Origin of the sequence: Shewanella sp. 5_MG-2023 (genome assembly GCF_030547465.1) — a bacterium.
Lineage (GTDB): Bacteria > Pseudomonadota > Gammaproteobacteria > Enterobacterales > Shewanellaceae > Shewanella.
The window spans coordinates 1-13,017 of the sequence record NZ_JAUORC010000035.1; the positions used below are offsets into that span (position 1 = coordinate 1).

11 protein-coding genes and 1 pseudogene are annotated in these 13,017 nt (G+C 40.9%); 5 read left to right on the forward strand and 7 right to left on the reverse strand.

Features of this window, described 5'->3' with window-relative positions:
• The coding region (locus tag Q4557_RS17545) for a hypothetical protein (protein WP_303414322.1) at positions 1-268 on the forward strand (268 nt) is incomplete at its 5' end.
• Between the two features lie 773 nt (positions 269-1,041).
• Positions 1,042-1,521: a Fur family transcriptional regulator gene (locus Q4557_RS17550; RefSeq protein WP_102436250.1), complete on the forward strand. Its 480-nt coding sequence runs from the start codon at positions 1,042-1,044 to the stop codon at positions 1,519-1,521.
• A gap of 343 nt (positions 1,522-1,864) precedes the next feature.
• Here the strand turns inward: Q4557_RS17550 and Q4557_RS17555 are convergent, their stop codons facing one another.
• A complete protein-coding gene (locus tag Q4557_RS17555; protein ID WP_102436252.1) occupies positions 1,865-3,979 on the reverse strand; it encodes a TonB-dependent siderophore receptor in 2,115 nt (704 codons plus the stop codon).
• 512 nt (positions 3,980-4,491) lie between these two features.
• On the reverse strand, positions 4,492-5,049 hold the full coding sequence (locus Q4557_RS17560) for a hypothetical protein (protein WP_102475426.1): 558 nt from the start codon (positions 5,047-5,049) through the stop codon (positions 4,492-4,494).
• Between the two features lie 1,323 nt (positions 5,050-6,372).
• On the opposite strand from Q4557_RS17560, the gene Q4557_RS17565 reads away from it, so the two are divergent.
• From Q4557_RS17565 to cydX, 3 genes are read left to right on the forward strand one after another with little or no spacing between them, the layout of a single operon-like run.
• Positions 6,373-7,929, forward strand: coding sequence for a cytochrome ubiquinol oxidase subunit I (locus Q4557_RS17565; RefSeq protein WP_102438741.1), 1,557 nt, complete (start codon positions 6,373-6,375; stop codon positions 7,927-7,929).
• Positions 7,930-7,944: 15 nt separating this feature from the next.
• Positions 7,945-9,084, forward strand: coding sequence for a cytochrome d ubiquinol oxidase subunit II (gene cydB, locus Q4557_RS17570; protein WP_102438739.1), 1,140 nt, complete (start codon positions 7,945-7,947; stop codon positions 9,082-9,084).
• A 13-nt stretch (positions 9,085-9,097) separates the two neighbouring features.
• Positions 9,098-9,223, forward strand: a complete 126-nt coding sequence (gene cydX, locus Q4557_RS17575) for a cytochrome bd-I oxidase subunit CydX (RefSeq protein WP_102438737.1) — start codon at positions 9,098-9,100, stop codon at positions 9,221-9,223.
• Between the two features lie 126 nt (positions 9,224-9,349).
• Here the strand turns inward: cydX and Q4557_RS17580 are convergent, their stop codons facing one another.
• The 5 genes and pseudogenes from Q4557_RS17580 to Q4557_RS17600 form a co-directional block, all read right to left on the reverse strand.
• A complete protein-coding gene (locus Q4557_RS17580) occupies positions 9,350-9,832 on the reverse strand; it encodes a DM13 domain-containing protein (protein WP_303414330.1) in 483 nt (160 codons plus the stop codon).
• Between the two features lie 128 nt (positions 9,833-9,960).
• Positions 9,961-10,149 (reverse strand): annotated as a pseudogene (locus Q4557_RS17585) (methyl-accepting chemotaxis protein); the annotation flags it as partial.
• An 82-nt stretch (positions 10,150-10,231) separates the two neighbouring features.
• Complete coding sequence (locus Q4557_RS17590; protein ID WP_303414333.1) at positions 10,232-11,587, reverse strand: HAMP domain-containing sensor histidine kinase; 1,356 nt, start codon at positions 11,585-11,587, stop codon at positions 10,232-10,234.
• Positions 11,553-12,236, reverse strand: coding sequence for a response regulator transcription factor (locus tag Q4557_RS17595; RefSeq protein WP_303414335.1), 684 nt, complete (start codon positions 12,234-12,236; stop codon positions 11,553-11,555). Before Q4557_RS17595 ends, Q4557_RS17590 begins: the two co-directional genes overlap by 35 nt.
• Positions 12,237-12,283: 47 nt before the next feature.
• The gene (locus Q4557_RS17600) at positions 12,284-12,823 is read right to left on the reverse strand and encodes a PepSY domain-containing protein (RefSeq protein WP_303414337.1); all 540 of its coding nucleotides are present in this window, start codon (positions 12,821-12,823) and stop codon (positions 12,284-12,286) included.
• Positions 12,824-13,017 lie beyond the last annotated feature (194 nt).

Sequence of the window (13,017 nt, forward strand, 5' to 3'; positions counted from 1 at the left end):
ATGTCGCGATCACATGGTCAATGATGTTCCCGACATCATCATGACATTTCCCAAATCCCTATGGGTCAGATGTGAAAAAGCGACCTTATGTGCAGATACAACTGCGAGACGCTGCATTCTTTATATAAATCAAAAGGTCCATGTAAGCTCTGCCAAAACAAATAACATCCATGTTAAACGGCCAGTTCGGCATCTCTGCCTCTCGCTCAGAGCGTTTCACGCTGTGAAACTTCGCCATGTTTTGGTCAAATTTGTTCCAGAAAAATAATGAAATTCTTGCCATCCTTGGCAGTCAGAAGCTCGCTGCTGCATCTACACCGGGATTATTATCTCTTCGATTTGACTGTATTCGTGGCAATTAAAAAAGCTAAAAAAACCAAGAATCTAATCAGCTAAAGGACTCCCTTTGAATTGAGGACGCAGAGAAAATAGCGTGAGCTTGACAGGACGTCAGGCTAGCTTTCGCGGTGCAGGGATGCACCATCGGAAGCGTTAGCATTTTCACTCTTTATAATAAACAGGGACCGAAGTTATCAACAAACGAAGTTAAAAGCTGGATCAATCCCCATCGAAAATCATGCGCTTTTCAGCATTTTTCGTTAGGGCGCTGAGGGTTTGTTAAGGGCTTCTTTTGTAAAATGTGTGCGCTTTCCCCCTTGACTCTGCTCTTTGCAAAAGAAGGGGCGAAGCGCCACGACGTTAATCCAAACGGAGTTTGGAATTACAGGCTGAAACCCAGATATCAAAATCAGCAGTGGGCAGAAAACCCACGATATTAATCCAAACGAAGTTTGGAAATGCAGAATAAAATCCACAGGTCAAAATCAGCTGTGGGTGGAAAACCATGACGCTAATCCAAACGAAGTTTGGAAATACAAAAAGGAAACCAATGGTCTAAATTAGCTAAGCGCCGAAAAACGGTTTAAAATCACAAAAAATAGCAATTATTTAATGCTGTTAAGATGTTCTATTTTTTATCATTTACAATGTCAGTCCGACAAGAAATAATAACAACAATAACGATTTCTCTTGAGCTTATCTATGCCTACTTCTAATAACACTGAAATTTTTGCTAAAGCAGAACAACTATGTCACGACAATGGTGTAAAGCTAACGGCAAAAAGAAAGAATGTTTTAGGTGTATTACTTAACTCTAGCAAACCCTTATCAGCCTATGAAATCGTTGATATTTACCGTGCGACACACCAAGAATCATTAGCACCGATGTCTGTTTATCGTATGCTGGATATACTCAGTGAACTGCCTTTAGTGCATAAGCTATCATCTGAAAATAAGTACCTTGCTTGTTCACACATCACTTGCGCTCACAAGCACCAAGTACCGCAGTTTTTGATTTGTAAAAGTTGCGGCAAAGTGGCCGAGAAGGGCATTCAAGCCAGCGTGATCGAGGCTTTAAAAGAGAGCATTCAACAAGCGGACTTTCAACTGCTCAACTCTCAAATAGAATTACAATGCTTGTGTAATGACTGTGCTAACCCTAGTGAAAAGCCCAATGATTAACGCATTCTTTATATTTGACACTTGAGCCACTCAGCCCAACTGATAGATTCACCTCTGATATCCTCAACAAAAAAGCGACCCTAAGGTCGCTTAATGTCATTGTGGTACTAAAACAATGCAGTTTGAGTTTACACCGCGGACTTGCCCCTTGTCAGTCGGGACTAGTGACAAGGTTTAACGCTATCAAATTTAACTATCAAATTTAACTATCCAAATAGCGTTAGTGGCGATGCTAAGACAATGAAGTTTGGGGTTTACCGCGGAGTTGACTGATGTCAATGAGCAGTGAAAACCTTAAACAGAAGTCGTATTAGCAAGCCCAAGCAGCAATTAATACTGAAAATTAGAATTGATACTTAACACTCGCGGTGAAATTAATCGGCTCACCCGGCATAGTCCATAACCTGTGATAGGAGCTTTCAAAGTATTGCTCATTAAACAGGTTATTCACATCAAGCATTACACTAAACTTGCTGCTTAACTCTATCGCTGCGGATAGGTTCACTAAGGTGTATGCAGGTAAAATATAATCAGGTGATGTGGTTTCACCTAGACGGTCGCCAACGTAATTGACCGTAGCGCCAAAATAAGCTTCTTTACCCATAATGTCAGTATAATGTCTTAGGGCCACATGACCGACATGCTCTGCAACGTTGATTAAACGTGAACCTTTAGGGATTGGCACGCCCCAGTCATTATCAATCAAATCGTTTGCTGTTCTTGCATCGGTATAAGCGTAGGCTAACTCAATGCTGGTATCAGCCGTTAGTAAGGTGGTCAGCTGAAACTCAACTCCCTGACTTTCAACCTCACCTAAAGTCGCAGAAAGCCCTGTGTCTGGCTCTGCTGTTAACATATTGGTTTTGCTGGCATCAAACAGTGCAAGGCTACCGGAGAACCTGTCAGCGACATTTTGCCATTTAAGACCGACTTCGAAAGATTTAGTTTGTTCTGGGTCAAAAGCATTTCTGTCTGAATCAAGCCCAGGATTAGGTCTGAAACCTTCAGCGTAGCTGGTGTAAATATTGATATTGTCATCCAATTCATAGACAAAACCGAAACGAGAAGATACTTCAGTTTGATCTTGCTCTTGAGACTCATTATCCAGTTTATTGACAATGTGCTGATTAAAGCTATCGACTCTGAAGCCCAATAACAGCTTGGCTTTATCAGTCAACTCAATTAAATCTTGGGCGTAAAAACCAAGGCCTTTTTGCTCTTCAAAGGTTAAGGTTGTTGGTGTGGTTTCAGGCTGATACATAGTGTAATCAGGGTTATTAGGGTTGATTGAGTATGTCGCATCGCCTGAACCCCAAGCGGTTCGCCACACTCTATAATCAGTATCTAGCTGGAAGTTATAATAATCTAACCCAATTAATAGATTATTGGTCATTCCACCAAGCTCTACGTCACCGCTAACTTCAAAACGCGCCGAGAAGTCTTGCGCCTGATAATCACGCTCTCTTCTTTGTCTTGATAAGGTATTTGGGTCGCTATAAATCAGCTGGCGGCCGTCAGATAGTTCAGCATCTGAAGATTGACCTTTAAAGGATGAATCCCGATAAGCTAAACCGGCTAATAAGTGCCACGAGTTATTAAGCTGATGATTTAATAGTAGTTGGTGTCCTAGCGCTTCAACTTTATGGGCTCCGTCTCGGGTATCACCATAAAATGCGGCAGTATCGACAGCGTCAAAATCATTATCTAATACATAGACACCGCGATCTAACGGCTTGCTTTGATGTAGAATTTCCATTTCATAACTTAAGCTGGTGGCGTCAGAGATATTCCACAAAAGTGACGGGCTTAAATTCAAGCTTTCAATATCAACATGGTCACGAAAGGTATCTGAATCTTCGTAAAAGCCATTGATGCGGTAAGCAACATCGTCACTAATGCCTTTGGTGTGATCAAATTCCACTTGTTTTTGATTGAAATTACCTAAGGTTCCCTGAATATAACCTTGTTCATCAAATTGCGGCTTTTTAGTGATGATATTGACCGTGCCACCCGGTTCACCTTGTCCGTACAGTGCTGAGCCTGGCCCTTTCATTACTTCAATGGTTTCAATATTGGCGGTATTTCTGTTGCCGTTATAACCTCGCGAGTTAAAGCCATTTACTAAGTAACCTGTCGGGTTATTTTCGTCGCCCGAAAAACCGCGAATAGCAAAGCTATCAAACATACCGCCAGAGTTATTTTGCCTTACGATACTAGGCGAAAAGTCCAAGGCGTCCATGAAACGAGTAATGCCCTCGTTTTTGATGGTATCGGCATTAATTCTATCTACTGCTTGGGGAGTATCAATCAATGGTACGTTGCCTCGGTAAGGCTGCCAAAGTCTATTTACCTCAATGCGCTCAATATCATCATTAGTTTCTGAGGTTGGGTTATTGCTATCTTGCGCTAACGCACCATTAGAAATGACAATAATTGAATATAGAAAATGCTTTTTCACGTGCTTTGCCCTATCAAGGATGGATTAAAAGGCAATGTTATAACATATCATTTATTTCGTCAAAGTGAAGCCAGTAACAAACAGTCACTTTGGCCACTTAAGGGTTTTGAAATACATAAAGCTATTGAGAACGGCAAACAGAAAGTCCGCTGCTGGTACTTTTTAGCGGGGACAGTGAAAAACCAGTTAATCCCAAAGGAGTTTCGAGGTTCAGAAAGGGCGCATCTGGCTTAAACAGGAGATCTTTATTAATCCCATAGTTAAATACAAATAGTTAAATACAAATAGTTAAATACAAATAGTTAAATACAAATAGTTAGATGCAGAATGTTAAATAAAAACATTTAAATACAGTAGGTTAGGCGCAATCTGTTAGGTGGAATTAATTAGAGACAAATAGTTAGGTGCAATTTATTAGGTGGGATTAATTTGGGATATATAGTTAGATGCGATTTGTTAGGTGAAATTAATTCGAGACAATTAGTTAGATAGCATTATTAAACTATAAATAGTTAGCGGCAAATTGCGCTAATATCGCACCTTTTTCCTGTCGATTTAGAGTCCTTATCAAAGGCTATTTTAAGTTTTACCATTGAGTGTGTTACTGCTGCAGATAAGTTCACATTTTCAATCACGAAACAGCCTTTCGACTCGCATCTTTTATCAAAACCTATGTGTTCATCACCATGGGATCCTATTCCGTAGCTGTCAATAACGATAAAGGCGGGCGCGTTAAGTAGAATTTGCTCAATAGCATCACTGGTTAGCGCAGTATTCATAACGCCATAGTTTGGCGTGCCGTAACCATTTTGCTCAATGTTTGCGGTAAAAAGTACCAATGCTTTGTCTGCTAACGCTAAAGGCTCTAAATCATCCACTGACGGCATTTCGTGAGTACAATTTATAACAACGACATCGACTTCATACTGTGCTTCTAATGGCTCTGAATCGTAACAATCAATATGAGTACCTATGTGACCAAAAGCGCCGACGGCGTCAGACTGCTTTTTTGCCCATTCATAGGCAGGGTGGCCGCTTTCAATAACAAGGCTTAGCTTTTGTTCATGCATATGTCATCTCTTTAGGATTCATCGCCAACGAGTATTGGGCGGGGGCAACTAATGGGCAATATATAGATTATTATATGATTATATAAGCAGTAGTGTCCTAACTTATGTGTCCTAACTTATGTGTACTAACTTATGTGTCCTAACTTATGTGTCCTAACTTATGTGTACTAACTTAGAGTTTATGGCTATGCATTGATTACTCTGTTGCAAGCGCCAATGATAAGCAAACTTTAAATTAGACAATAAAAAGCCCCTTAGAATATTAATCCTAAAGGGCCGATTATTGCTCTATGTTGCAAGAGCTGTTTTGCGCTAACAAAACATCAAGGGTAAACGTCCAACGGATTTAGCAAGCAATTGCATACTTAATGCGTCTTTAGTTTTATTGCTGCTAACACTCACCTAAATTGTAGGTATTGATGCTAGCAACAACATAATAGCGTTTAGTACGATTTGTGCATTTCAACAAAGATACGTTTGTAGCTGTTGATTACGCGATCAAATAATTTAGTCATCTTTTAAATCTCCACTCAGTAATAATTTCAAATTAGTAGAGTTGGGGATGTAACTTGAAATCCATTCTGTTCAAGTCCAATCGACCTTCTCTCAACACGGGGCGAATATTAAAGCCTGCCGATGTTTTTCTCAAACGAGTTAAATTAATCTCACGCATTAGCAAAACTAATGAGTGAGATGTGGTTGCCTGCTTTGTTTTTGAACTATTATTTTTATTTGTTGTTTGTATTCAATTGTTTAATTATTTAAATTGAAGCCGTAAGGGTTAAAATATGTATCCCATGGTTTTGTTTTGATCTAATTTTGTTACTTAGGTTAAATTCATTAGCAAAACATGGATTAGGGAACACTATTTTAAAAAAATGTAAAAAAATCCCTAGCAATATTTGGGGTATTGGTCAATACATAAAAGTTGGTAGTTTGCGCTATTGCCCAAAACCCACAGAAAACCCATTAAGGGTGGCAAGTTTGATTGATTTGAATCAAATTTAGATGATATAAAATAGAGGTGTGCACCATTAATTATTTTTATAAGTAACTGTTTTTGCTGATTTTATGATTTTGGTGGGCTTGGTTTGTTTGCGCTGTGTCACCCTTTGCTATCTTGGTGTGACAAACGTCTCACTATTGTGGTGCTAAGGCGAAATAAACTAAAAACGAAATTGAGTTACGGTAGTCTTAAAGTAACAATTCATTAACCTGTTTTTTGGGTGCTGCTTTAGATTAATAAATTTATTTCCTGCAATAACACTTTTGTTTTTGAGGAAGTCGACATGACATTTGGATGTACTGGGTAAGGAGTCGCCAATGATTATTGAAGAGGTTGTTGAACTGTCACGGTTACAGTTCGCGCTAACAGCCATGTACCACTTTATATTTGTACCTTTAACCTTAGGTCTAGCGTTTATTTTGGCTATTATGGAATCCGTTTACGTGATGACTAATAACCAAATCTACAAAGACATGACTAAGTTTTGGGGTAAGTTATTCGGAATTAACTTTGCTTTAGGTGTTACCACCGGTTTAGCAATGGAATTCCAGTTCGGTACTAACTGGGCGTATTTCTCACATTATGTGGGTGATATTTTTGGTGCTCCACTGGCGATTGAAGGCTTAATGGCTTTCTTCTTAGAATCTACCTTAGTGGGTATGTTCTTCTTCGGTTGGGATCGCTTTAGTAAGCGTCAACATTTAGCGGTTACTTGGTTAGTTGCTATCGGCTCTAACATGTCAGCTTTATGGATCCTGATTGCTAATGGTTGGATGCAAAACCCAGTAGGGTCAGTGTTTAACTATGAAACAATGCGTATGGAAATGACCAGCTTCGCTGAAGTACTGTTCAACCCTGTTGCGCAAGTTAAGTTTGTTCATACAGTCGCATCAGGTTATGTTGCCGGCGCGATGTTCGTCTTGGCAATTAGTTCTTACTTTATCCTTAAAGGTCGTGATTTACCGTTTGCCCGTCGCTCGTTTGCGATTGCTGCAAGTTTTGGTATGGCGTCAATCCTATCGGTAATGGTACTAGGCGATGAGTCTGGCTATGAAGTAGGTGAAGTACAGCGCGTTAAATTAGCGGCAATTGAAGCGGAATGGCACACTGAGCCAGCACCAGCGGCCTTTACTGCAGTGGGTTTCCCAAATCAAGAAACCATGCACACTGACTACGCGATTAAGATCCCATACGTAATGGGGATCATTGCAACGCGTTCTTTAGATGAGCAAGTGACTGGTATTATCGACTTAATCGACGAGCATGAAATTCGTATCCGTAACGGTATGATTGCTTACTCTTTACTAGAACAACTTCGCGCAGGTAATGAAACAGAGCAAATTCGTGCTGATTTTGAAATGACCAAAGGCGATTTAGGCTATGGTCTACTGCTAAAACGTTACACAGAAAATGTAGTCGATGCGACAGAAGAGCAAATTAAAGCTGCCGCTAAAGACTCTATTCCTAACGTTGCCCCTATGTTCTGGTCATTCCGTATCATGGTTGCGTGTGGCGTGATTATGCTATTGGTATTTGCTGCGGCATTCTGGCAAAGCACCCGTCATAAAATTGAAGAAAAACCATGGGTATTACGTGCAGCGCTATACAGCTTGCCACTACCTTGGATTGCAATTGAATGTGGTTGGTTTGTGGCAGAGTATGGTCGTCAACCTTGGACCATTTCAGAAGTCTTACCGACCTTTATGTCAGCATCAACGCTAACGCCAGGTGATATATGGTTCAGTATCATTTCAATCACTGTGTTCTACTCAATACTATTAGTGATCGAAATGTTCTTAATGTTTAAGTTTGCTCGTCTTGGCCCATCATGCCTTAAGACAGGTAGATATCATTTTGAAAACCAAGATGCTTAATCTGAGGACCTGATTATGTTTGATTATGAAATGCTAAGATTTATCTGGTGGGCTCTGGTTGGCGTATTGCTAGTTGGGTTTGCTGTGACAGATGGTTTTGATATGGGTGTGGGTGCGTTATTACCAATTATTGGTAAAGACGACACTGAGCGCCGTATCATGATTAACTCGATTGCCCCTCATTGGGATGGTAACCAAGTTTGGTTAATTACTGCAGGTGGTGCGTTATTTGCTGCTTGGCCAACAGTATATGCCGTGTCGTTCTCGGGTTTTTATGTGGCAATGATGTTGGTGTTATTCGCCTTATTCCTGCGCCCTGTTGGTTTTGATTACCGCTCAAAAATTGAAGATCCAAAATGGCGTAAGTCGTGGGATTGGGCCTTGTTTGTCGGTGGTTTTGTACCTCCATTAGTTATCGGTGTTGCTTTTGGTAACTTATTACAAGGTGTACCGTTTGAGTTCGATGAATACCTACGTGCAACTTATCAAGGTGGCTTACTAGGCCTACTAAACCCATTTGGTTTATTAGCTGGCTTAATCAGTGCACTTATGATGATGATGCAAGGTGCTTCATGGTTACAAATGAAAACCGAAGGTGAGCTACGTGTTCGCGCTGCTAAAGCATCACAAGTGTGTGGTTTGTTAGTGACAGTGTTGTTTGCTGCTGCGGGTGTTTGGTTAGTAAATGGTATTGACGGTTATGTGGTTACTTCAGTAATCGATACTGCTGGTCCTTCTAATCCAACGGCTAAAACTGTTGCTATAGAAGCAGGCGCATGGTTAGTTAACTATGACAAGTATCCTCTGACTATGCTGTTCCCAGCATTAGGTTTGTTGATGCCAATCTTGGTGATTCTAGCAAGTCGCTTTAACCGAAGTGGTTTTGCATTCTTATTTAGCTCACTAGCTATTGCAGGCATTATCGTGACATGTGGCGCATCAATGTTCCCATTCGTCATGCCTTCATCGCTTGATCCAAATGTGAGCTTAACGATGTGGGATGCAACCGCAAGTGAAATGACCCTTAATGTGATGACTTGGGCGGCGATTATTTTCGTACCGACAGTATTAAGTTACACCATTTGGACTTACTACAAGATGTTTGGTCGCTTAAACCGCGACTTCATTGAAAAGAACAAAGCATCACTTTATTAATTAAGGAGCCATTATGTGGTATTTCGCTTGGATTTTAGGTGTATTACTGGCCTGTGCTTTTGGCATCATTAATGCGCTTTGGCTTGAAAACACTGAAAACTTAGACCGTATTAGCGAGTCTGAAGCTAAAAATAAGTAAGTGTTTTAAGTTGTAAAATATCAAACCCTGCCTAGTGCAGGGTTTTTTATTGTTTAAAATTAGCTGATGGGTGAAATAAGGGAAGCAAGCTTACAAAGGTTGAATGAGTTATCGTTTTTAAAGCGCTTAAATAGACTGGTACTGGGCTGCGGTAATAAACTGACCAAAGCTTTCACACCAAATAATGATGGTGTTGTAAGTTGCGATATCGACCTCTTTTGGTATTGGCACTAAGAAATTGTTGAAGGTTTTGATGTCGGCCACTTGCACCATCGTTGATTTTAAACGGTTAAAATCCGCTTCTGTTTCTACAAACTCTTTGGCCAAATACACTTTAAAGTCAGGACCTGGTGACAGCTTGCCATTCAGTGCAATAAATTCATCGCCTAGGGTCACTTTGCCTTCGCCCCAATGCAATGCGTCGCTATCTTTGAGGTTACGGCTGAATTGACCTGTAAAGCGTTGCACAGAGTCAATTGACTGCACTTGCTCGCGACTTGGTGCATCTGGTGCAGTAAGAATAGGTAAGGTATAAATGCCCGTGCCAAAGCCAATGGCGAGTACGAGTGCATGGGTTGAAAGCAGTGCGATAACGGTGCGTTTTTTCATTCTGTACCTGTTCTGTCATTAAAGTGGTAGTTAATCGTAACCTCATTATCAAATAAAGGGGCATGAACTTTACCGTTCATGCCCCTTATAACGACCTGAGTTAACAATCTTTTATTACAAACAAATGATTAAATTTTAAAGAAGTTAATCTTGGTTTTTAGCTCTCCTGCTAGCGCTGTTAGCCCGTCAGCGACTTCAACGGTTTCTCCGGCGCGCTCTTGCCCTTCATTGGCAAGGGACGACATCTGATGCAAGTTGCGGGTGATTTCATCAGCAACGGCGCTTTGCTGCTCTGTGGCGCTAGCGATACTGCTAGAGAAAGTGCTAGTGAAAGTCGCTTGCCCTAACACAGCACAATGCTTTGATTATGCATCAGTGCAGGGCGATATTACTGTAGGTTTAAAAGTTAACTTCTACACTTAAGCCGGGCTTATTATCATGTAATGCTATTTTGCCGTTATGCAGTTGAATAATGGCTTGTACTAAGGTGAGTCCTAAACCAAAACCGGCGATTTGACGACTTTTTTCGATGCGGTATAAACGCTGAAATACCTTGTCTTTCTCGCTATCACAAATACCTGGGCCGTTATCACTAATGATAAAACCGTTGGCGGTTAGCTCAACGTTAATGGCGGCATTAACGCCTGCGTATTTAGTGGCGTTTTCTAATAGATTATATATGGCCCGAAACAGGAGTGTGGCATCGCCTTGAATAGACAGAGCGAGAACGCTTTTTATGCTGACCACTTGCTGGTTTTCTTCCGCTAGCGGCTCAATTAAATCCACGGCATCGATAATGACGTCATGTAAATCAACCATTTTGAACTGTTGGCTATTATCGTGCTGTTGTTGCTGGAGACGGGTGAGTTCAAGCATTGCACTAAAGGTAAATAATATTTCGTCGAGCTTATTGAGCATATTCTGCAGCGGCTCAGTGGGCAAATTATGCTGTTGTTTATCCAGTAGTTCAGATTCAATTTGTTGCCTTAAATGGCCAAGCGGGGTGCGTAAGTCATGGGCAATGGCATCAGTAATGCCGGCAATGGTGTCAAAGGAGTGCTGTAATTGGCTAAGCATAGTATTGATATGCAATGCCATATGGTCATATTCATCATTTTGTTCAGAGACCGTCACCCGCGCGCTTAGCTCGCCAGATTCAACCCGTAATGCCACTTGGTTAAAGCTATTAATTCGCTTTAATACCCGCATAGAAAAAATCAAGCCTGTGAGTAAACCCAATAAAACAGCCAATAATAATGCCATGACTGAGGCACTGATAAATTGCGCTTTAAGTTCATGTAATGACTCATCATCGACCGCAATAATCAGCGTACCTGTAGCGGTTGAGTGAGCACAGCCTGAAACCAGTCTGATTTCATCATATTGATCAAGCCAAATAGGAAAGCGCGTTAAGCTTGGGCACTGGGATAGCGCAGTCGGGACTTCACTCAGCCTGCCTATAAGCTGTTGCTTGGTTTGATAACTGAGAATGTACTGCCGTGAGCTTTGGGCTTGCAGCTCAAATTGTTCACTAAATTGTTCGGGGGGTAATTGCTCAGCAAGTAAGGTTTGCTGCGCAATCAGGTTATCCATTTGCAACTGCTGTTGGCGGTTCATCTGCCCAATACTTAATTGGTACAAAACCACCAGTAAAATGCTGACAACCGCTAATAATAAAACGGTATATAAGCGGGTTAAACGCCAAACTGAATGGGCGCTTTTAACCCTGTGCCACCATTCTGTAACCAACGCCACGTACCGTTTCCAGTAAAGGGGGAAGACCATCAAATTCTACCTTTTTACGCAATCGTGCCATATGCACATCAATAACATTGGTTTGTGGATCAAATTGATAATCCCAAACGGCTTCAAACAGTAACGAGCGAGATAGTACTTGGCCACTGTGCTCCATTAAATGGCGTAACAACTTAAACTCTTTGGGTTGTAGTGAAATCTCAGTTAAGCCTCTAAACACCTTATGGGAAAGCAGATCCATTTTAAGATCGGCGACCTGTAACGTGCTGATGATTTTTTCATGATGGGTGCCTTTGCGCTGAATTAATATTTCAATACGCACCAGCAGTTCAGAAAGGGCGAAGGGCTTGATCAAATAATCATCCCCGCCTTCACGCAGGCCTTTTACACGCTCAGATACACTGTCTAAGGCACTTAAAAATAGCACTGGGGTTTGCTTGCCTGCATTTCTTAGGGTGCTTAATACACTTAAGCCATCTAATTTAGGCAGCATCCTGTCCAGTACAATTAATTGGTAATCACCCTCTAGGGCTAAAAATAACCCGTCTTGGCCATTATCCGCTAGGTCGATTTCATAGCCTTGTTCTTGCAGGGCTTTTTGCAAGTATTGCTGGGTTGTTAGATTATCTTCAATAACAAGAATGCGCAAAATACTCTTCCTCAAGGGGAGTTACCTCCCCAAAAAACAATGCTGAATTAGTGCTTTATAACAGGAATGATGGTGCCAGTTTTTACATCCACTATGATGCGTTTTGCGCCTTCTTCACCCATCAGTTTAAACTTGTAGAAAGTAATGCCTTTTTTGTTCTCTAATTCAAATTCAAAGATATCAGCCTGGTATTTTTGCTTTAATGTAGCAATGGTTGTTGCTAAGTTAAAGTCTGAAGCTTGCAACTCTTGTAATGCTAATAGCTCATCATCATCTAAGCGGCTTAGACTATTTTTGGTTTTGTGTTTTAGCACTGCGCCATCTTCAAGGCTGAGTTCAAGCTTATGCTTCTTTTGGGCATCAAGATTGACGGCTTCCATTTCATAGATGGCTTGATTGTTATGCTCATCAATTTCAAATTCAGTAATGTGCTTTGCATAATCAGTGCTGACCTTTTCAATCGCTTGCTCTAAGCTGAAGTTAGCCCGTTGCATTGCCAGTGTTGCCAATACGTCGTCTTCTTGTCCTGCGAATGCCGATAATGAGGTAATGGCCAATGTGGCGCAAATGAGTTGAGTCAATTTCATGTTATTTCCTAGTGATTTGTCTGTTGAGAACTGAATTGTACGCGTTAATCCATTTCAGCAGGGTGGACAAAAAATTACAAAAAGTTAATGTTCGAATTTAGGCTGCAATACAGGCGTTGATCTAAGTGTAGCGTAATGCAATAAGCTACTGCATCAACATGGTTAGGCAAATATAAAAAACGGCGCTTAATAGC

Excerpts from the sequence above, each read along its gene's own strand:
- Q4557_RS17580 (WP_303414330.1), bottom strand. The coding sequence starts at position 9,832 with ATGAAAAAACGCACCGTTATCGCACTGCTTTCAACCCATGCACTCGTA.
- Q4557_RS17565 (WP_102438741.1), top strand. The coding sequence starts at position 6,373 with ATGATTATTGAAGAGGTTGTTGAACTGTCACGGTTACAGTTCGCGCTA.
- cydB (WP_102438739.1), top strand. The coding sequence starts at position 7,945 with ATGTTTGATTATGAAATGCTAAGATTTATCTGGTGGGCTCTGGTTGGC.
- Q4557_RS17600 (WP_303414337.1), bottom strand. The coding sequence starts at position 12,823 with ATGAAATTGACTCAACTCATTTGCGCCACATTGGCCATTACCTCATTA.
- cydX (WP_102438737.1), top strand. The coding sequence starts at position 9,098 with ATGTGGTATTTCGCTTGGATTTTAGGTGTATTACTGGCCTGTGCTTTT.
- Q4557_RS17560 (WP_102475426.1), bottom strand. The coding sequence starts at position 5,049 with ATGCATGAACAAAAGCTAAGCCTTGTTATTGAAAGCGGCCACCCTGCC.
- Q4557_RS17550 (WP_102436250.1), top strand. The coding sequence starts at position 1,042 with ATGCCTACTTCTAATAACACTGAAATTTTTGCTAAAGCAGAACAACTA.